Genomic DNA, 18,803 nt, shown 5'->3' on the forward strand with positions numbered 1-18,803 from the left:
TTGTTTTTTATATTAATTTTGCAGCGACTAAACGATTTCTTATGACTACCGCCAACAATGCGGCTACAATCGCCTTTGCAAGATCCGGCAATATAAACGGCATCATTCCCCCTTTAAAAGCACCATTCCAAGGAAGATCCACTACAACTTTTAACCAAACTGTACCAATTAGTAAGATTATAAAAACCGCAATCATATTTGCAACAATTGCTTGTCCTTTCGTATGGCCAAATTTTTCAAGATACCACCCTATAAATAAAGTGGCAGGTATAATTGCAATTAGATATCCACCAGTTGGACCGATGATAATTCCTAAACCACTTTTCATTCCTGCAAATACAGGTATCCCAACTAATCCCATCAGTACATAAATAATCACTGCTAACGTTCCATATTTTTTCCCTAGGATAGTTGCAGTTAGCATGACCGCTATTGTCATTAACGTAAATGGAACTGGTGGAATGATAATCATTATCTGCGCTGCAATGGCAATAATTGCAGCAAATAGCGCAGATACAATCATCATTTTCAATCTTTCATTTCTCATTTTATTTCCCCCTGATTAAAACGAACAACAGTGTCTCTAAGAAAAAGAGACACTGTTTGTATTTTACCATCTATTACTTGCTGCTTCGATTGATTCTAATCTGACCGTTCCTTTTTGCATAGGAGGCGGGCATGATTTATTGTAAGTTATAATCTTTTCGTTTACTTTTGTTACTCGGAATTGTAAATCACTCTTTTGCCCGTTCGCGTATTTATCGGCAATATCTTTTAATTCATCGCGAATCTCATGTTGTAATTTTAACCAATGTGGTTTGAATCCTGCGTCCTTAGCAATTTTTTGAAAGTGCTGAAAGATGTCTCCAGAAAAATATTCATTCGGCAGTGGTTTCCCTGTACCTTTTAAATTATCCATTCCGCCAGTCTTTTCATAATTCCTTAAAATATCTCCGATTAAATCATTACTCGGTTTATTGAAATTTTCATTATCCATTAGCCATTACCCTCATTTCACAATATGAATATGTGGCGCCTTTTCTAATAAAACCTCCAAAAATACTTCTTGATTTTCAGGCGAGATAATAACACTTCCCATTGTCGCTTTTTTATAATGAATCTCTAACGCATCTTTAGAGGAAAGAATTCGGTATCCAACGAGAATATTTGATGTTGGATTCACTTTCGTAATATCCTCAAATGGGATATTACTTCGGAACAATCCACCACGTACAATTAAAGAATTTTCTTTAATCGTGTATACAATATCAAAGGAAACCCATAAAATGAATCCTTCACATAATAGAAAAATTACAGACGTAATCCAAACAGCTTTCATATCTGGCGCTTCCATAATAAACAATTCAATTACTACCGGCAAAAGCGTTGCCAATGCAATTAAGACACTAACCAACACAATTAAGATTATAAAAGTACGATCTCTCTTGGATTTAAACGTCATGCAATCACCTACCTACCTATATAGATTCTGTGGCAGCATCCTTTATTCCTTCCCGATGAGCATAAATGTTTTTTAGTATCGATTTTACTACTGCATAAGTTGGAACACCTAAAATAATTCCCCATAATCCTGCAATATTTCCTGCTGCTAAAATTATCGTAATAACCGTTAATGGATGAATATCTAATGATTTCCCCATTACATTTGGAGTGATGAAATTACTTTCAATTTGTTGTGAGACTAGCATTACAATTACAACATAAATAGCCATTTTCGGCTCTTGAAGGAATCCTATGATTAGTGCGGGAACTAGTGCAATATAAGGACCTAAAAATGGAACTACATTCATCATCATTCCGAATAATGCAAGTAATAGAGAATATTTAAGCCCAATTGCAAAATATCCAATGAACAACATTACACCTACTAAAAAGCTAACGAATAGTTGACCTTGAATATACGACCGCAATGTATCGTCAACATCCGATAATGTTTTTCGAATCCATGTTTTTTTATCTCCTTTAAAAAACTGGGCAACAAAAGGTGCAAATTTTTCGTGATCCTTCAGCATATATACAAGGAAAAACGGCACTAGAACAAGTAAGAATAGTCCTTGGAACACACTTTGAACGAATTTTACTAGTAGAGAACCTGCCACAACAGCAATCGTATCAATCTTTCCAGTTGCTTCTTTTATCGTTTTTTGTATTGACTCCGGTAGATAAGTAAACTTATCTTTTTGAGAAATAGTATATTTAGTAAAGTCCTCTACTTCTTTAACAATTTCCGGCGTATTTTCAACAAGTGAGCTTACTTGTTTTGTAAGAGGTGGACCTACGAGTGCGTAAAATCCCCAACCTATTAGACCAATGACTACGAATATGGAAATGATACTTGACCATCTCGGAAATTTCCTTGACTCTAACCATTTTTGAAGTGGTCTAGCTAAATAAAACAAGACACCACCTATTAATAAGGGCATAAATATTGTTTGTGCAACAATAACCACTGGAGAAAAAATACTTTTTACTTCTCTAAACATAAAAATTATTAACAACGTAAGTAGTACTGCTACCCCTACTTGAAACCAACGCTTATTTACCACCTAATGCTCACATCCTCAAAATTTTCTAATTCTATTATTATTATACGATTCTCATTGATTGAAGTTTCACTCTATCAAGTATCTTACCATTTTTTTATTGTCCAACTAAGTGTAACCTATCCACACTGGCAAGAGAATTATGTGTTTCTCTCCCTGTTTTATGTGGCACTTATCCAAAAGTACTTCCTCTTCCTAAAAAAAATGAAGAAGGCACTTGACCTTCTTCGTTTTATTTATGAGCAATATGCACTTTAAGTAGTTTGCCTTTTACTGTTGTGTTTCGCATCGTTTTTAATACAAGAGGGCCTTTGCCATTTAAGATTTCAACATAAGTGACATTATCTTGAATTGTAATGATACCTATGTCATCAGCGGAAACTCCTTCTATTTTTGCAATTGTTCCTACGAAATCGACTGCGCGAAGTTTCTTTTTCTTGCCGCCGTTGAAATATAATTTAGTGATGTTTGCGTTTAATTGTGCACCTTTTGATTCTTTTACTTCTGGTTGCTCCTGCATTTTCAAATCAAACGCAGCACGACTTTTTGCAACTGCTTCCGCAGAGAACTCCGCTCCTGTAGGAATTTCAAAGCCAATATAATCTTCAATTTCTTTTACAAACTTGTCCTCATGCGGAGTTGCAAGCATAATCGATTTTCCACTACGACCCGCACGTCCTGTTCTACCAGTTCTATGCACATAGCTTTCTTTTTCAAGTGGCACATCATAATGAACAACATGTGTAATGTCTTCAATATCAATTCCACGGGCTGCAACATCTGTGGCAATTAAATAGCGGAAGTCTCCTCTACGGAAATCGTCCATTACTTCAAAGCGGTCTTCCTGCATCATTCCACCATGGATTTTATCTGCCGTATACCCTTTTTCATCTAACACATCCACGAGTTGTTCCACTCGTTCTTTTGTACGACAAAAGATGATGCAACTGTCAGGGTTTTCGATAATTGTTAGTTTTTCGAGGAACGAAAGCTTCAGTTCCTCCCTCACTACATATTTCACATGCTCGATATCTGGAGCATTTTCTTCGGCAGCATCTATCTCAATAGATACAGCTTGCTTCATGTATTTACTACTTAGTTTTTTAATCACATCCGATAAAGTAGCTGAAAATAACATCGTAGTGCGTTCTTTTGGCAATAATTTAATAATTGATTCCACTTGCTCTAAAAAGCCCATATTTAACATTTCATCTGCTTCATCAATGACAAGGTATTCAACTTTAGATACATCAAGTGTTCCTTTTTCGATATGGTCCAGCACTCGTCCTGGTGTGCCTACAACGATATGTGTTTTTTGTTTTAATGCTAATTTTTGTTTGGCAAAAGGTGATTTTCCGTACAAGGCAAGCCCTTTTATTCGCTTATAACGACCAATATTCGTAATGTCTTCTTGTACCTGAACAGCTAATTCTCTTGTAGGTGTGAGCACTAATGCTTGTGGTTTGTTTTCTTCCCAATCGACAAGCTCACATAATGGCGTTGCGAATGAAGCGGTTTTTCCACTACCTGTTTTAGATTTTACAAGAATATCTTGTTTCTGAAGGGCAACCGGAATTACCTTTTGTTGTACTTCTGTTGGCTCTGTGTAGCCTAATTGTTCGATGGCACGTAATATTTTTTCGTCTAAATTTAACTCTTTAAAATGCACTATGCATAATCTCCTCTTTAAATCTTATTTGATCGTTGAATATTCATCATTCTATATGTTTAAAATTGTAGAACTTTCGACAAATAACCTCTTTATCACATTATAACAGGTTAACTATGGTATAATTGATATATCGCTTTTTGCGTGAATAAAACTAGAAAAGAGGTTATCACATGAGTTTCCAACGACAACCAAAAGAAGTTTCTGACTTCGTAGCAGCAAGGTCAATTGATGAAAAGATCTCTTTTACACGTAATGATCACGAAGTTCATGGTACTATTTTCAAAATTTTAGAGCAGTCGGTTATTGTCGAAATTTCTACTGAAGATGCGAAGAAAATTAATGTTCCTTCCAATTTAACAGTAGTATCCCATAAAAATTATACTGTGCTATAACGACTAATTTCCTCGAGAAAAACTTTTCCATATTTCTCTTGTTTATTAGCACCTACACCGTGTACATCTAATAATTCCTCTTCGGTTTGCGGGCGCTTTACACACATATCTTGTAATGTTTTATCTGAGAAAATAACAAATGGTGGTACACCAGCTTCGTCCGCAAGTTTTTTCCGAAGCACCCTTAATCCTTCAAATAATGGATCATTCTTCGCAATTTGTTTTGTTATTGCTACTCCTTTTCGCATCACTTGTCTTTTCCCAAGTAATACATCCTTTCCTGCATCCGATACATAAATGGTCGGCAAGCTTCCATGATTGACTAAAAGTAAACCTTCCGAAATCATAAACTCCATTAGCCCAGAAACTTCTTTTAACGATTTGTTTTTTAATATTCCGTAAGTTGATAGTTTTGTAAATCCAAAATCCATTACTTTTTTGTTTTGCGAACCAGTTAACACTTGAGCAGTAATTGTTTTCCCAAACTTCTGTCCCATTCGAACAACACAAGACAAAATCATTTGCACTTCTTTTGTAACATCAGAAACTTCCCTTGTATCTGTACAATTTCCACATCGACCACATGGCTCTCCATTTGGTTCTCCAAAATAATTTACGATAAATTGTTGTAAACAATTTTCTGTATGGCAATAATCGACCATTCCTTGTAGCTTTTCCAATTCTTGCGGAATTCTTTCACGGTCCAACGCTTGATCAATTAAAAATCTTTGTGTCTGTACATCTTGTGATGCATACAACACGGTACACTCACTTGGTAACCCGTCACGTCCGGCTCTTCCTGCCTCTTGATAATAGCTTTCCATATTTTTAGGCAGTTGATAATGAATGACATATCGTACATTTGATTTATCGATTCCCATACCGAATGCATTCGTTGCAACCATTACTTGCGCTTCATCCGTCAGAAAACGCTCTTGCTCTTTATTACGAAATGCCTCGGGAAGACCTGCATGATATTTTGCAGCGCTTACACCCACCTTTATTAGTAATTCATGTAGAAGATCAACTGTCTTTCTAGTAGCTGCATAAATAATACCTACTTCTTGCGAATTCTTTTTAATAAAGTCTTTCAAAAAACGATTTTTATCTTGTCCTAGCACAACTGAAAAAGATAAATTTGAGCGAGCAAATCCTGTAATCACTGTATTATCTTGTTCAATTTGAAGTATTCGACATATGTCGGCTCGAACATCTGGAGTAGCTGTGGCAGTTAAAGCAAGTACAACTGGGGCTTCCTCAAAAACTTCCTTTAATCGATGAATAGAACGGTAACTCGGTCTAAAATCATGTCCCCATTGGGAAATACAGTGTGCCTCATCTACTGCAATTAATGGCACTTTGACGCGCTTTAATTGACTTAAAAAGCTTTGTGATTCCAATCTTTCAGGTGCAATATACAGTAAACGATAATGCCCATTTTGTACTTCTTCCATCGTTTCCCTTACTTCTTCAGCAGTTAATGTACTATTAATAAAAGCAGCCGGAATCCCTGCCTGTAATAATGTATCTACTTGATCCTTCATAAGTGATATTAATGGTGAAATAACAATTGTCGTGCCTTCCATCAATAAGGAAGGAATTTGATAACAAAGAGATTTACCTCCCCCTGTTGGCATTACACATAAACTTGATTTATTTTCTAACACATAGTTTATAATGGTTTCCTGTCCTTCTCGGAAGGAATCATAACCAAAGTATGTTTGTAATAACTGACGTGCGTTTTCTAACAATTGAGTCACTCCTCCCTTAAGAAAAAAGGGTAAACAGATTACTTTCTGCTTCCCTTCTTGTTGTTTAACATGTTTTTGGTTGGTTTTGGATCTATTTTATCAATATCTGATCCAAGTAGGAAATATCCTATAATGGAGGACACAATTGCTGCACCTGCAATGATTAGGATTTTATTTATAATAGTTACTTCATTATAATCATCTTGGTTTAGAATAAACGTTGCTAGCACAGCAACTACGACCATAATAGGTACGATGACTTTAGATTTCTTCATAGCGAACTTCCTCCCAATACATACGTATAGTATATTGTACCATAAGAATATAGGTAGAGAGGAGCGAACCACATATGGGAACAACAGCTTTTATATTTGCCATTATCGCCTTTGTATTCGCAATCGATGCGACAAATAAATATAACAAACTGGAAAAAAGAGTGAAAAAGCTAGAAAATAATAAAACGAGCGAATAAGTGAGATACTATGAGATAATGAGTAAAAATGATTTTTGAGGATGACTATGACAATGATGAAAAATGAAATAGATGTAAAAGTTAAAGATGCACTTGCACAGGATCTACAAAAAGGAGTTCCTATTCTATTAAAAGATGGGTTTCATGAAGCTGATTCTTTAGAAGAAGGGTCTATTTTGAAATTACAAAATCCTACTGGCAAATTTATAGGAAAAGGCTATGTTGGAATTCAAAATAAAGGGATGGGCTGGCTTCTATCGAAAAATGAAAACGAAAAAATTGATGCATCCTTTTTTCAAAAGAAAATAGCTGCAGCTATCAAGAATCGTGCGGATTACTATAGTAGTAGCGATACGACTGCTTTCCGTGTATTTAACGGAGAAGGCGATGGAATTGGCGGATTGACAATCGACTATTTCGATGGTTTCTATTTATTGAGCTGGTACAGCGAAGGAATATACTCCTTTAAAGAAATGATTTTGGAGGCAATTGACGCATCAGTTTCGTATAAAGGAATTTATGAGAAGAAACGTTTTGATACGAAGGGTCAATATGTGGAAGACGATGATTTCGTAAAAGGGGATCGTGGTGAGTTTCCACTAATCGTGAAGGAAAACGGTCTCAATTTCGCAATCTATTTGAATGACGGAGCAATGGTTGGTGTATTTCTAGACCAGCGAGACGTTCGGAAAAAGATTCGTGATTCTTATTCAAAAGGAAAAACTGTATTGAATACTTTTTCTTATACTGGTGCTTTTTCTGTGTTTGCAGCAGCTGGAGGTGCTGCTAAAACGACCAGTGTCGATCTTGCAAAACGAAGCTTAAGCAAAACAACGGAGCAATTTGAAGTTAACGGAATTAATGTAGAGAAACAAGACATCATCGTAATGGATGTTTTTGATTATTTTAAATATGCCAAGCGAAAAGAATTAGCTTTTGATGTCGTAATCCTTGATCCACCAAGCTTTGCACGCTCAAAGAAATATACATTTAGCTCTGCCAAGGACTATACAAAATTGCTAAGAGATGCAATTGAAATAACCGAGAAAAATGGAGTTATCGTTGCATCTACAAACAACGCTACCTTTGGCATGAAAAAGTTTAAAACATTTGTGGAAAAGGCTTTTAAAGAAAGTAATCGTAAATATACAATTGAAGAGGAATTTTCACTTCCAAGTGATTTTAGAACATCTCCGCTTTTTAAAGAAGGAAATTATTTGAAAGTACTGTTTATACGGACAAAATAATGAAATAGAAAAACGGAGCGATGGGGAAAATTTCATCTGTTTCGTTTTTTATTTTGGAACATACATCTTATTTTTTCGTCCGAATAATTAGATTTAAACAAATTGTGTTTATGCTTGGAGGGGATCACATAATTATCATTGCAATTGTTCTTGCAAGTTTAATTCTTTTTGGAGGCTTATTTCTAGGGTTTATTTTGACTTTAAAAAAGAGCATTAAAAGAAAGCTGATCATTTGGGGACTTATTACCATGTTTATTATTACGCCATTTCTCGGTTGGATCATTAGCATTATTGTTGGTATTATCGAGGGTGATGGATTTGCAGCGGTTGGTATGATGATGTTGTTGTTTCCCCTCTTTTTTGTCATTGGAATAGTTTTATTGATAGTAGGGATTGTTAGAAAAGAAGCCCTTCCATGATTATAAATGTGAATCCATTAGAACTAATCTCTATTGGGTTTTTATTTATGCGCAATTACGTATGCTACCATCTTTCAAAATCCTTAGGAAGTTTGTCAATTCAGATTTACTATGGCACTATAGAAGCATACATAGAAATGCATATATGTCTTAAAGAGAACTTGAACAAACGAACGGAGGAATTGAACTATGTCAGCTTTACCAAATTGCCCAAAATGTAATTCAGAATACACTTACCAGGATGGTAGTCTTTTTGTTTGCCCAGAATGTGCACATGAATGGACTTTAGAGGCAGAAACTACAAATAGTGAAGAACAGAAGATAGTTAAAGATGCAAATGGTAATATCTTAAACGATGGCGATTCAGTAGCCATCATAAAAGACCTTAAAGTAAAGGGAAGTTCATCAACTTTAAAAATTGGTACTAAAGTTAAAAGTATTCGTTTAGTTGACGGCGACCATGATATCGATTGTAAAATTGATGGTTTTGGAGCTATGAAATTAAAATCGGAATTTGTCAAAAAAATATAGGTTTATGTAACGTATATTTCGATACTTAAAAGTAAAACTCCCTAGAAGGAATTCACACACTTCTTGGGAGTATTTATTTTGAAGCAGATCATTCAAAATAAATTGGGTAATGTGCGGTACATCTCTCATTAAAGGCTGCCTCACAATGTGGACAGCTATCCGTTTGCATATACTGATTAATCGTCAATTCCGTATGGCAACTACCACAAAGGATGGCCGATTCGTCAAACTGCTCCTGTGGCCAACGTTCGATATTATGGTCTGCATCTTCTTCATGACATTTGTAGCAAGGATAGTATCGATTGCAGCATTTAAACTTTATGGCGATAATATCTTTTTCCGTATGATAATGTGTACAACGTGTTTCATTGTCCACGACAGCACCATAGACTTTCATCTATATTCCCCCTAACTTTATTAGTACCATTGTTAACGCTAATAAAACGGCGACCGCCCCAACTATGTAATCGATTCGCTGAAATTGCAAAATCTTATATTGAGTTCTTCCCTTGCCTTTTCCATATGCACGCGCGTCAATTGCGTATGTCAGCTGCTCTGCACGTTGGATTGTTGTAAAGAGAAGAGGAATTAATATTGGAATATAAGAAAAAATACGTTTTGGTAGCGATAGTGCCGACATATCATATCCTCTGGCTTTTTGAGCAAGAAGAATCCGATCAAGCTCTTGCAAGATTGTTGGGATAAAACGTATGGCAATGACTATCATTAATGAAAACTGTTCCACTGGCACTTTGAATTTTGACAACGGAGCTAGTAGTTTTTCAAGACCTCTGGCTAATTCAAGAGGCTTTGTCGTTAACGTCAAAACAGAAGCTAATAAGACGAGTAAAATAATTCTCGCGACAAAGCGTATCCCATTTTCTAGCCCTTCTTGGGTCACCTCCATGAATGACCAAGACCAGATGATTGTCCCTTTTGTGAGTAGCACATTATATACAAAGGTAAACGTCAAAATAAATAATAATGGCTTCAGACCTCGTCCAAAAACTTGCAGCGGAACTTTGGATATTAACAATATTCCAACAACAAAAAGACTAGCGACTACATAACTAACCACTGTCTCTAACGTTAGGAAACTCAGCATAATAATAAAGATACTTAAAATTTTCGTCCTTGGATCTAGTCGGTGAAAAACGGAATGCGTCTCCAAATATTGACCTATTAAAACGGTATTAGACATTTAGAAGCCCCCTTGAACTCCAAAGCGGCATAACTTTTTCAAGAATATCATTCTCTCTACAGCTTGCAACTTCAATCTTCTGCCCTGATAATTCCTCCACCAACTTTAGGAACTGTATCGATTCCGGTAGCGACAAACTTAGTTTCTCTAGTAACGATGACTGATCCAAAAATAAATGATTTGTGTCAAATTGTCCTATTAGACGTCCTTCGTGCAATACGATGACTTCATCCGAATATTCAACTACATCTTCCATTCGATGGGATACGAAGATTATAGTCCGGTTTTCTCGTTGCTGCCATTCTTTTAAAAGCTGCAATAGAGTTACTCTGCTGACTGGGTCGAGTCCTGCTGTTGGCTCATCCACAATAAGAAGCTTCGGTTCCGTCATCAGTACAGAAGCAATGGCTATACTGCGCTTTTGTCCCCCACTTAGCTGGAACGGAGCTAATGGAAGCATTTCCTCCGACAAGCCTAATTGCGGTAAAATCTTTAAAATAGCATCTGTTATTTGCTTTTGTGATAAGCCCTGTTGCTTCAGTGAAAAGGCAAGCTCCTTATACACTGTTGTTTCAAATAGCTGATGCTCCGGATATTGAAAAACGAAACCGATTTCCGGAATGACTTTTAATCGTCCTTTGGCATCTTTTTTTACGGACTGCTGATGAATTAAATATTCACCGTCAATGGTGGCAATCAAACCCTTTAACACTTTGACGAAAGTAGACTTCCCAGCCCCTGTTTGACCAATAACGGATATCCACTTACCTTCTTGAATCGTACAACTGACATTCTTCAGAGCCATTTGATGGGCATAGTTCACACATACATTGTTTAATTGATAGACCATTGTGAGCGAATCCCCTCTTTCCAATCTGCACGAATTGGCGTTTCTAATTGGAGTGTTTGATGTAAACGCACTGCAAATGGCAGCTGTAATTGATAATCCTTAACAGATATTGTTTCAAAAAAGGTTAGTGGATCGCCATCAAATCGAAGTCGACCTTTATGTATAAGTAAAATGCGCTCTGCAGATAGCACTTCCTCCATATGATGAGTAATGTGAATAATCGCCATGCCTTGGAGATGCAATTTATGCATTATAGATAGCACCTGTTCCCTTCCCTGCGGATCCAGCATAGAAGTCGCTTCATCGAAAATAATTATTTGTGGTCGCATCGCCAAAATAGCAGCTATTGCTACACGTTGCTTTTGACCACCAGACAGCTGATGCGGCATCGCATCAAGATAATCCTCCATATGAACCGCTTGTAACGCATGATCCATTCGACTACGCATTTCTTCCCTTGGAACGCGAATGTTTTCCAATCCAAAAAGCACCTCATCCATGACGGTTGTGGTGATGGTTTGGTCTTCTGGATTTTGGAAAACAAAACCTATTTGTTGATGGATTTCGGCAAGGTCAACTGGTTTTGACGTGTCTAGTTGTTGGAGTTTTACAGTTCCTTTTTTTGGCAACAATAGTCCATCCATTAGTTTAGCAATGGTGGATTTTCCACTACCATTTGCTCCGACGATTGAGACAAACTCTCCTGCTTTAATCGTAAAGCTAACATCCTCTACAACAGGCTGCCCTTGTTTATAATAAAAATGAACATGTTCAAATGTAAGCATTTAATCACTTCCCTTTTTGATTGCGCCATGTCGTGAAAAAATCTTCTATGCTATCCGCTGAAAATGAAGGAATAGGCTTTTCCCACTTCGTCACCTTTGAACCGTTTACGCCAAAAATTTCACCAGTTAAATCTTCATCTTTCTGCGCAAGTAATGCAACAACAAAACGAGCAACATCATCTGCCTCGCCAATTTGCCAGAATTCCGGAAATGGCTCGTTTTTACTCGCATATTTCTCTTTCACATGTTCTATTACGGGTCTAGTCATATCCGTTAAAGCAGCTGGTGAAATGGCATTTACTCTAATATGATTGCGTTTTAGTTCCTCCGCAAGTGTCCATAGCATACCGAGCACTCCGGCTTTTGCAGCACTATAATTTACTTGTCCAATAGAGCCCGATAATCCAGCAGTAGAAGTCATTAATAGAATATCACCACCACTTTTTTGCATATGTGGGATTACTCTCTGGATGCTATAAAAAGCACCATTCAAATGTACGTCTAGTACAGACTGCCATTCTTCATCCGTCATACGTATACATTTTTGATCATGTAAATTGCCAGCGTTAGGAATCAGCACGTCTATACGACCATATTGAGCCATGACGGCATCAATCATCGCAGTGACTGCGATAGGATCGGCGACATTAGCAAGAAATCCCATTGCCTCCCCACCAGCAAGATGAATTTCTTGAACCACTTCATCGATTAATTTTTGTTTAGTGCCATTTACTACGACCTCATAGTTAGTTTTGGCAAGATGAATAGCTATGCTACGCCCAATACCCCTAGTAGAACCTGTAATGATCGCTACTTTTTTCATTGCTCCAACTCCTTTACTGAAAAAGATCCCGAAGCAATTACGTCGCAAGTATCGGCTGTAACGGTCACCTCGATATTACAGTCACTTGACTTAAAATCAAATATCGCGACAGAATCTACTAGAAGTGACTTTTGAAATTTCATCTTATATTCTTCAATCCATTTAGTTGGATGATCTGCTAAATACAGTGATTGCGCCAACCCCATGAGGTACATGCCATGTGCAATAGGTCGGTTGTATCCAGCCTTTTCTGCAGCTTCCTTGTCTATATGAATGCCAGCCGTGTCTTTGGAAACAGCTGCGTATCGCTTGATAGCTTCAGTAGTAACTATTTTATTCATCCTGTTCACCTACTTGAATTAGTACAGTTTCCGCCGTGACAATAAGGTTTCCTCGGTAGTTACACTCAAGCGTATGTGTAAAAAAAGTAAGCATGCCTTGTTTACCTTCTTTTTTTGCCACCTTCGTTAAGATTAATTCGCAGTCTAATGTCATTCCTTCTATAATGGGAGATTTATATGAAAACTGTTGAGTCCCATGAATCAACGGAGTTCCATTTTTCAGCCAAGGAATATCGAATTCTTGCCAAAAAATAATAGGCATTGTCGCCGGTGCAATCAGTTTGCCATTGATAGTTTGCACAGGAGACTCGATACTTTGAGCATAGCGTGAAATCCACTCATCGGTCATATAAACCTGTTGATGTAGACTTTTCATTCGACTGACTCCACAAGCGTTGCGAGACCTATACCTCCGCCAATACCCAGTGTGGCAATGCCCTTTTTGTATGGATTATGTAACATTTCAGCACATAGACGCGTCATTAACATTGCACCAGATGCGCCAAATGGATGGCCAATTGCTAGTGCACCTCCCCCTCGGTTCACTTTATGTAGTGGAATTTGAAGCTCTTTTAGGGAAGCTAACACTTGTGAAGCAAATGCTTCATTAAATTCCACCACGTCAATATTATCTACAGTAAGTTGTTGACGCTTTAGCACCTTTTGTACAGCGGGAATAGGGCCGATGCCTAAATAATTTGGATCGACACCTGCTGCCTGAGCGTCTACTACGCGCAAAATAGGCTTAAGATTTAGCTCACGGCATTTTTCAAGTGACATTATTAATACAAGAGCAGCCCCATCATTGAGCGGACATGCATTCCCAGCAGTAACGGTACCATGTTCCTGAAAAACAGGTGGTAGCTTTAACAGCTTTTCCATGCTCGTATTAGATCTTGGGCATTCATCTTCTGTAATCCATTCTCCCTTAACCTGAAGAGGTACAATCTCTTGATCAAACCGTCCAGTTTGTTGAGAGTAAGTAGCTTTTTGATGGCTTTCCAAGGAAAATCGATCCTGCTCTTCTCTTGAAATAACATATTTTCTAGCGACATTCTCAGCTGCAATACCCATATCTGGATCACCGTAAGTGCTTGGAGTGAAATGAGCACGTGTATATAACTGCGGGACGCCCATTAAAGTTTGCGGTTTAGCCATTTTCCAAGGTGCACGGCTCGTACTTTCGACACCACCAGCTAAGTAAACCTCTCCAGCACCACTTTGAATTAATCTCGCAGCAATATTAATTGCCTCTAAACCAGAGCCACATTGCCGATCGATTGTAACTCCAGGTACTGTGAAAGGAAGACCTGCTTCTAAAGCTGAAACTCGTGCAATATTGCCTCCTGGCCCAACTACATTGCCAATGATTACATCATCGATTATGTCTTTTGGTAAGTTTACTTCTGCCAAAATATGTTTAATGAGTGGTGCTAATAATTTCTCTGGTTCAAGTGTGCTTAATTTGCCGCCCATCTTTCCTATTGGCGTACGTTTAGCTAAGACAATCACAGCCTCTGTCATACTTTCACCTTCTCCACATAGTCTTTCATCGCCTTGCGTGCCAATTTCCTATTGCCCGTATAGATAAAATGTTCCACTATTATGAGTTGCTTAGGCGCTTTATAGTTTGCTAAATGCTTGCGACAATAATCTTTTATTTCTTTTAATGATAATCGTTGTTGACCATTCCACTTCACAAGTGCCACCACCCGTTCTCCCCAGTATGGATCTGGTACCCCGAGCACCATCACTTCTTGAATAGCTGGAATCTGTAGGAGTACGGATTCTACTTCTTCTGGGAAAATGTTCAGACCACCAGATACGAGCATATTTTTTGCTCGACCTGCCAAATACAAATAGCCATCTTCATCCATATACATATAATCTCCAAGAATAAGCCAACCTTCTCGAAAAACCGCCATCGTTTCCTCCGGCAAATGATGATAACCTAAAAACATCAAGTCACTTCGAACGTAAAGCTGCCCAATAGTTCCATTCGGAACTTCCTGAAATTGTTCGTCCCGAATGGATACCTGAACACCTGAAAAGTGTTTTCCTACAGAATTGGATTTGTTTTCTTCGTAGACATCCAAATAACTGATATAACTCGCTTCGGACGAACCGTAAAACTCGTATAAATTTGCCTCTCCAAATATCTCCTTAGCTCTTCTCTTCGATTCCTTTGACCATTTGGCACCAGAGCTGATTAACGCTTGAATTTGCGTTTGCCCCGGAACAGCCTGTTGCATCATCGATTCAATCATCGTTGGAACGACAAACAAAATGGCATTTGGATTCAGTTTGCAAAGCGTTAATACCTCATGAGCATTAAATTTATGTACGATATGAAAAGTAGCACCATAATATAGACTTTGCATTAAAGCGAATAACGACAAGGACTGAACGAACGGACCTGGAGCTAATATATGTTCCATATTGTCGAATTGGAATGCCTCTACGGTCGCCTCAAAGCTTTTAATCCACGACAAATGTGTACGCATATACCCCTTCGGTATGCCTGTTGTGCCTGAGGTAAAACCGATAAATAGTAATTCACTGGTGTTAACTATTTCAGCAATTGGATTTAAACGAGCTAACCATTTGTCATAGGATCCTGTTTCCTCCTCCGAAAAGGTCAGCGTTTGAATCTCACTGTCCTGCAAAGTTAGATTTGTTGCAAATGCAGGCTCTGCAAAAATCATTTTTGGCTGACATTGTTGTAGGATGGCTCTTACTTCATTTGTACTCCATTTAGGATCTAGAGGAATAGGAATACATCCAGCATAAATAGCACCTAGAAAAACCTCTACAAATTCCATACGATTCGTTGATAATATCGCAATTTTTTCATGCACAAATCCATTTTCTTGCAAACCATGCGCAATTTTTTTCATCGCTAGTACTAATTCCGAATAGGTACGACAATCAGCCCCATCTGTTAAAGCAATTTTGTCTGGCTGCTCTGTTGCATAACGTAATAATGGTTCTGCTAGATTCATCTTTTCCTCACACCTATTTCATCATCTATCTGTTAGTTGTTCAATTTCTGCTCAATCGGACTAACAGGTTTTAGTTGTATAGCAATAATAGCTACGATAATTGCTTTAATTAAATCTCCGGGTAAAAATGCAGTAGCACCCACAAGTCCCGCCCAGACAGATGTATGTGTGATGATGGCCATTACTGGTGCACCAATTAAACTAACAAGTATAACGCCAAAAATAATATTGATAACAATCACTTTCCATACTTTTAGCTTTGTCCATACTTTTTCTATAGCAAATCCGATAAAAAATGCGGCAATTGGCCAGCTTAAAATGTATCCTGCGGACGGTCCTACTAAATATGAAACACCGCCACGTCCTCCTGATAATAAAGGTAAACCTAAAGCGACTAATACGATAAATAAAACCAAGCTAAGTGCACCAGTTTTCTTTCCTAAAAAGCAGCCTGCTAACATAACGCCTAGCGTTTGTGCTGTGATTGGTACTGGGATAAAGCCCAGAGGAATCGGAGGAATCATCCCCAATACTCCTATTAATGCAGCGAATAATGCGGCAAATACCATCTCTTTTGTTGTCATCTTATATTTCTCCTGTCGTTATGTAAAATTATGAAATATTTCTACTAGAAGTCGACATCTATGTATTAAATTTATAATAGCTTGCAATTTTATTTGTGTAAACACTTTTTTATTTTAGGTTAACTCATTTTCACGTTGGTCTTTTCTTTAAGTGCATCTTGCCTTCTCTATTTCTAGAGTGCTTTGGACGAAACATTGGCTACACTATTACCGTTGGATTTTTTGTGGATCGTGAAGTGACTGCGTCACTTCACAATCCATTTTTCGGTAATCTTGTGGCGGATGTTTGTCCGTCGCCCTCTTGGAATTTGTAAGGACATGATGCGTTTTGTTTAGCTAATTAGAGAATTTATACTTTTCTACTCTTTTAAAAGCGGACGAAGATACAATTTCGTCCGCTCAGCGCTTCTTTACCTTAGATTCTACCTATTTTTTCTCTGATTCCGTATGCCATATGGATAAGCAAAAATAAGTGCCAGTTCATTATTTCGAAAACGCATTTTGTCTTTATTATTTGTACCGTTGAATGGAGAGGAAGGTGTAACACCTAGTGGATTAGCGAGCAAATCAAGACCCAGTCCTCTCGCACGGCGAGATTAATTTTTGCGACGAGATTGCGCAGGAGCATATCTTTTCTGAGATGAGAAACCGCAGGAGCAAGGGAAGCGGCTTGATGCATGCCCCCTGGAAAGCGTCCGACTGTAGCGGAGATCGACCTATTCATGTAATAGTATTGAAAAATACTATTAATACTAGATTCATAGAACAAAATTAATAATCTTTCTTTTTTTAAAAATGAGTTAATTATATTTGGTTTCCATTTTATAACTTGAAAAGAAGTGAAATAAGAAGGCATTTTTGTGATGGTGTCGAAATAGTTTACTTAACTGATGTAGAAATATTAGTAGAAAACGTCAGAATTTAAGAAACACTTTTTAGGAGGTTAGAAATTAGAGAAGAACGATAAGGGTATTTTATATTTAAATATGTCCATTGGTACAATAGGTCTTAACCTTCTTGCATTTGGATTTTTAATGTATATCAAAACCAATAGTGATGATATGAATTCTTTCATTGTTTTTATGGGTTCTCCCTTAACAATGATTTACTTAAATTATCTTGAAGCTAAAGCTGGTATAAATAAAAAAGTATTATGGATTAGATCCATCCTATCGATTTTAATGTTGTTAATTATTTTAAGCTTATTTATTTTATAATGCTTTTAAACATGCTCTTGTTGAATATTCACGCTCATCAAATGATAAATAAAACAAAAATCCCATGAAGATACTCATATACCTCCTTGGGATTTTCTATACCTTTTATACCTCAGCTTGTACTTCTTCTACTGTAGCTTCGACTTCAGCACGGGTCATTTTTTCTTTTCCACTCTTTAACGCTTTTAATGTTTTATGTGCAAGTGCGAGTGGTAGCTTGCAAAATAGTACGATACTTTTGCGATTAATACATTTGATGTATTCGTCTGCTTTAGCTAAATTTCCTTCTGCATAGTGGAACATATCTTCACGAGTCCAGCCTTCTGGGAAGAATTGCACGCCTCGTTCGCTATCTTCTTCTTTATTACGCAAAATATTTACCGCTTGAAGACCCCGTCCGTATGCAATCGCAAGGTCACGATCTGTGTCAATGTCGGCATTCCACTTCCATAAATCAGAAAGCATCACTCCCACCAGACCCGCTACATAGTATGTATACTCATCAAGATCTTCTTTCGTTTTCACTTGCCAATTTTTCTCTACCCATTTGGCCATTCCTTCAGCCATTTCACTTGTAGATTGTTTTACTTTCTCTACTAAATCGGTTGGGCAAATGGCAAGCCAGTCTCCCAATCTGAGCGAAACTTCTGGTAGTATTTCTTTAAACGGCTCTACAAGTTGTGCATATTCTTTTGTATCAAAATCGGTAGTTAAAAGCATTTTGCTAGTCGCAAGCAGTAACTGTTGTTTCTCTTTTAATCCTAATGCTTCATGATCCTCTATTTCATCTATTGCACGCATGCATAAATAAGCAGAAGCAACCGCCTTTTTTAGTTTCGGTTCTAAAAAAGTGATTGGAATATAAAACGTTCTACTTGTTTTTTTTAGCATGTCCATTGCTTCTTTTTGTAAAGCTGCTACTTCACGCACAATTAGTCCTCCATTTCACACA

The 18,803-nt window shown here is 37.4% G+C and carries 23 protein-coding genes; 5 read left to right on the forward strand and 18 right to left on the reverse strand.

What is annotated here, in order from left to right; translation table 11 throughout:
- Nucleotides 1-7 precede the first annotated feature (7 nt).
- From ACTSKG_RS11405 to ACTSKG_RS11425, 5 genes are all read right to left on the reverse strand, one after another.
- On the reverse strand, nucleotides 8-547 hold the full coding sequence (locus ACTSKG_RS11405) for a biotin transporter BioY (protein ID WP_464754744.1): 540 nt from the start codon (nucleotides 545-547) through the stop codon (nucleotides 8-10).
- 63 nt (nucleotides 548-610) lie between these two features.
- Nucleotides 611-997, reverse strand: a complete 387-nt coding sequence (locus tag ACTSKG_RS11410; protein WP_464754745.1) for a DnaJ family domain-containing protein — start codon at nucleotides 995-997, stop codon at nucleotides 611-613.
- 12 nt (nucleotides 998-1,009) lie between these two features.
- Nucleotides 1,010-1,462: a PH domain-containing protein gene (locus ACTSKG_RS11415; RefSeq protein ID WP_464754746.1), complete on the reverse strand. Its 453-nt coding sequence runs from the start codon at nucleotides 1,460-1,462 to the stop codon at nucleotides 1,010-1,012.
- Between the two features lie 16 nt (nucleotides 1,463-1,478).
- A complete protein-coding gene (locus ACTSKG_RS11420; RefSeq protein ID WP_464754747.1) occupies nucleotides 1,479-2,567 on the reverse strand; it encodes an AI-2E family transporter in 1,089 nt (362 codons plus the stop codon).
- Nucleotides 2,568-2,796: 229 nt separating this feature from the next.
- Nucleotides 2,797-4,233, reverse strand: coding sequence for a DEAD/DEAH box helicase (locus tag ACTSKG_RS11425; protein WP_464754748.1), 1,437 nt, complete (start codon nucleotides 4,231-4,233; stop codon nucleotides 2,797-2,799).
- A gap of 173 nt (nucleotides 4,234-4,406) precedes the next feature.
- On the opposite strand from ACTSKG_RS11425, the gene ACTSKG_RS11430 reads away from it, so the two are divergent.
- Complete coding sequence (locus tag ACTSKG_RS11430; RefSeq protein WP_151698452.1) at nucleotides 4,407-4,628, forward strand: DUF2187 family protein; 222 nt, start codon at nucleotides 4,407-4,409, stop codon at nucleotides 4,626-4,628.
- Here ACTSKG_RS11430 and recQ read toward each other — a convergent pair.
- Together recQ and ACTSKG_RS11440 are read right to left on the reverse strand one after the other, a co-directional pair.
- Nucleotides 4,613-6,379 (reverse strand): DNA helicase RecQ, encoded by a 1,767-nt coding sequence (gene recQ / locus ACTSKG_RS11435; protein WP_464754749.1) that lies wholly within the window; start codon nucleotides 6,377-6,379, stop codon nucleotides 4,613-4,615. The genes ACTSKG_RS11430 and recQ overlap by 16 nt on opposite strands.
- Before the next feature lie 38 nt (nucleotides 6,380-6,417).
- Nucleotides 6,418-6,654 (reverse strand): hypothetical protein, encoded by a 237-nt coding sequence (locus ACTSKG_RS11440; RefSeq protein WP_464754750.1) that lies wholly within the window; start codon nucleotides 6,652-6,654, stop codon nucleotides 6,418-6,420.
- A gap of 74 nt (nucleotides 6,655-6,728) precedes the next feature.
- Between ACTSKG_RS11440 and ACTSKG_RS11445 the strand changes: the two genes are divergently transcribed.
- From ACTSKG_RS11445 to ACTSKG_RS11460, 4 genes are all read left to right on the forward strand, one after another.
- Nucleotides 6,729-6,851 (forward strand): hypothetical protein, encoded by a 123-nt coding sequence (locus tag ACTSKG_RS11445; RefSeq protein WP_464754751.1) that lies wholly within the window; start codon nucleotides 6,729-6,731, stop codon nucleotides 6,849-6,851.
- A gap of 56 nt (nucleotides 6,852-6,907) precedes the next feature.
- Nucleotides 6,908-8,098 (forward strand): class I SAM-dependent rRNA methyltransferase, encoded by a 1,191-nt coding sequence (locus ACTSKG_RS11450; RefSeq protein ID WP_464758017.1) that lies wholly within the window; start codon nucleotides 6,908-6,910, stop codon nucleotides 8,096-8,098.
- 20 nt (nucleotides 8,099-8,118) lie between these two features.
- Complete coding sequence (locus ACTSKG_RS11455) at nucleotides 8,119-8,517, forward strand: hypothetical protein (RefSeq protein WP_464754752.1); 399 nt, start codon at nucleotides 8,119-8,121, stop codon at nucleotides 8,515-8,517.
- Nucleotides 8,518-8,706: 189 nt separating this feature from the next.
- Nucleotides 8,707-9,048, forward strand: a complete 342-nt coding sequence (locus tag ACTSKG_RS11460; protein ID WP_464754753.1) for a zinc ribbon domain-containing protein YjdM — start codon at nucleotides 8,707-8,709, stop codon at nucleotides 9,046-9,048.
- 88 nt (nucleotides 9,049-9,136) lie between these two features.
- On the opposite strand, the gene ACTSKG_RS11465 is transcribed toward ACTSKG_RS11460, so the two are convergent.
- From ACTSKG_RS11465 to ACTSKG_RS11515, 11 genes are all read right to left on the reverse strand, one after another.
- Nucleotides 9,137-9,445, reverse strand: a complete 309-nt coding sequence (locus tag ACTSKG_RS11465; RefSeq protein WP_464754754.1) for a CHY zinc finger protein — start codon at nucleotides 9,443-9,445, stop codon at nucleotides 9,137-9,139.
- Entirely contained in the window at nucleotides 9,446-10,249 is an 804-nt protein-coding gene (locus ACTSKG_RS11470; protein WP_464754755.1) for an energy-coupling factor transporter transmembrane component T family protein, read from the reverse strand.
- A complete protein-coding gene (locus ACTSKG_RS11475) occupies nucleotides 10,242-11,099 on the reverse strand; it encodes an ATP-binding cassette domain-containing protein (RefSeq protein WP_464754756.1) in 858 nt (285 codons plus the stop codon). The genes ACTSKG_RS11470 and ACTSKG_RS11475 overlap by 8 nt, the downstream gene beginning before the upstream one ends.
- The gene (locus ACTSKG_RS11480) at nucleotides 11,084-11,884 is read right to left on the reverse strand and encodes an energy-coupling factor transporter ATPase (protein ID WP_464754757.1); all 801 of its coding nucleotides are present in this window, start codon (nucleotides 11,882-11,884) and stop codon (nucleotides 11,084-11,086) included. The genes ACTSKG_RS11475 and ACTSKG_RS11480 overlap by 16 nt, the downstream gene beginning before the upstream one ends.
- 4 nt (nucleotides 11,885-11,888) lie before the next feature.
- Nucleotides 11,889-12,707, reverse strand: a complete 819-nt coding sequence (locus tag ACTSKG_RS11485) for an SDR family NAD(P)-dependent oxidoreductase (RefSeq protein WP_464754758.1) — start codon at nucleotides 12,705-12,707, stop codon at nucleotides 11,889-11,891.
- Nucleotides 12,704-13,048, reverse strand: a complete 345-nt coding sequence (locus ACTSKG_RS11490; RefSeq protein WP_464754759.1) for a MaoC family dehydratase — start codon at nucleotides 13,046-13,048, stop codon at nucleotides 12,704-12,706. Before ACTSKG_RS11490 ends, ACTSKG_RS11485 begins: the two co-directional genes overlap by 4 nt.
- A complete protein-coding gene (locus ACTSKG_RS11495) occupies nucleotides 13,041-13,424 on the reverse strand; it encodes an FAS1-like dehydratase domain-containing protein (protein WP_464754760.1) in 384 nt (127 codons plus the stop codon). The genes ACTSKG_RS11490 and ACTSKG_RS11495 overlap by 8 nt, the downstream gene beginning before the upstream one ends.
- Nucleotides 13,421-14,572 (reverse strand): thiolase family protein, encoded by a 1,152-nt coding sequence (locus ACTSKG_RS11500; RefSeq protein ID WP_464754761.1) that lies wholly within the window; start codon nucleotides 14,570-14,572, stop codon nucleotides 13,421-13,423. Before ACTSKG_RS11500 ends, ACTSKG_RS11495 begins: the two co-directional genes overlap by 4 nt.
- Entirely contained in the window at nucleotides 14,569-16,050 is a 1,482-nt protein-coding gene (locus ACTSKG_RS11505; protein WP_464754762.1) for an AMP-binding protein, read from the reverse strand. The genes ACTSKG_RS11500 and ACTSKG_RS11505 overlap by 4 nt, the downstream gene beginning before the upstream one ends.
- Before the next feature lie 32 nt (nucleotides 16,051-16,082).
- Entirely contained in the window at nucleotides 16,083-16,634 is a 552-nt protein-coding gene (locus ACTSKG_RS11510) for a biotin transporter BioY (protein WP_464754763.1), read from the reverse strand.
- Between the two features lie 1,322 nt (nucleotides 16,635-17,956).
- Complete coding sequence (locus ACTSKG_RS11515; RefSeq protein ID WP_464754764.1) at nucleotides 17,957-18,781, reverse strand: squalene/phytoene synthase family protein; 825 nt, start codon at nucleotides 18,779-18,781, stop codon at nucleotides 17,957-17,959.
- Nucleotides 18,782-18,803: the final 22 nt, after the last annotated feature.

It is taken from the genome of Psychrobacillus syltrankelensis (assembly GCF_055454035.1).

What these genes read in the sequence shown, in the direction of transcription:
- ACTSKG_RS11500 (WP_464754761.1), bottom strand. Translation starts at nt 14,572, where the DNA reads ATGACAGAGGCTGTGATTGTCTTAGCTAAACGTACGCCAATAGGAAAG.
- ACTSKG_RS11410 (WP_464754745.1), bottom strand. Translation starts at nt 997, where the DNA reads ATGGATAATGAAAATTTCAATAAACCGAGTAATGATTTAATCGGAGAT.
- ACTSKG_RS11445 (WP_464754751.1), top strand. Translation starts at nt 6,729, where the DNA reads ATGGGAACAACAGCTTTTATATTTGCCATTATCGCCTTTGTATTCGCA.
- ACTSKG_RS11460 (WP_464754753.1), top strand. Translation starts at nt 8,707, where the DNA reads ATGTCAGCTTTACCAAATTGCCCAAAATGTAATTCAGAATACACTTAC.
- ACTSKG_RS11405 (WP_464754744.1), bottom strand. Translation starts at nt 547, where the DNA reads ATGAGAAATGAAAGATTGAAAATGATGATTGTATCTGCGCTATTTGCT.
- ACTSKG_RS11415 (WP_464754746.1), bottom strand. Translation starts at nt 1,462, where the DNA reads ATGACGTTTAAATCCAAGAGAGATCGTACTTTTATAATCTTAATTGTG.
- ACTSKG_RS11465 (WP_464754754.1), bottom strand. Translation starts at nt 9,445, where the DNA reads ATGAAAGTCTATGGTGCTGTCGTGGACAATGAAACACGTTGTACACAT.
- ACTSKG_RS11510 (WP_464754763.1), bottom strand. Translation starts at nt 16,634, where the DNA reads ATGACAACAAAAGAGATGGTATTTGCCGCATTATTCGCTGCATTAATA.
- ACTSKG_RS11505 (WP_464754762.1), bottom strand. Translation starts at nt 16,050, where the DNA reads ATGAATCTAGCAGAACCATTATTACGTTATGCAACAGAGCAGCCAGAC.
- ACTSKG_RS11480 (WP_464754757.1), bottom strand. Translation starts at nt 11,884, where the DNA reads ATGCTTACATTTGAACATGTTCATTTTTATTATAAACAAGGGCAGCCT.
- ACTSKG_RS11490 (WP_464754759.1), bottom strand. Translation starts at nt 13,048, where the DNA reads ATGAATAAAATAGTTACTACTGAAGCTATCAAGCGATACGCAGCTGTT.
- ACTSKG_RS11430 (WP_151698452.1), top strand. Translation starts at nt 4,407, where the DNA reads ATGAGTTTCCAACGACAACCAAAAGAAGTTTCTGACTTCGTAGCAGCA.
- ACTSKG_RS11440 (WP_464754750.1), bottom strand. Translation starts at nt 6,654, where the DNA reads ATGAAGAAATCTAAAGTCATCGTACCTATTATGGTCGTAGTTGCTGTG.
- ACTSKG_RS11450 (WP_464758017.1), top strand. Translation starts at nt 6,908, where the DNA reads ATGAAAAATGAAATAGATGTAAAAGTTAAAGATGCACTTGCACAGGAT.
- ACTSKG_RS11495 (WP_464754760.1), bottom strand. Translation starts at nt 13,424, where the DNA reads ATGAAAAGTCTACATCAACAGGTTTATATGACCGATGAGTGGATTTCA.
- ACTSKG_RS11475 (WP_464754756.1), bottom strand. Translation starts at nt 11,099, where the DNA reads ATGGTCTATCAATTAAACAATGTATGTGTGAACTATGCCCATCAAATG.
- ACTSKG_RS11485 (WP_464754758.1), bottom strand. Translation starts at nt 12,707, where the DNA reads ATGAAAAAAGTAGCGATCATTACAGGTTCTACTAGGGGTATTGGGCGT.
- ACTSKG_RS11455 (WP_464754752.1), top strand. Translation starts at nt 8,119, where the DNA reads ATGGGGAAAATTTCATCTGTTTCGTTTTTTATTTTGGAACATACATCT.
- ACTSKG_RS11470 (WP_464754755.1), bottom strand. Translation starts at nt 10,249, where the DNA reads ATGTCTAATACCGTTTTAATAGGTCAATATTTGGAGACGCATTCCGTT.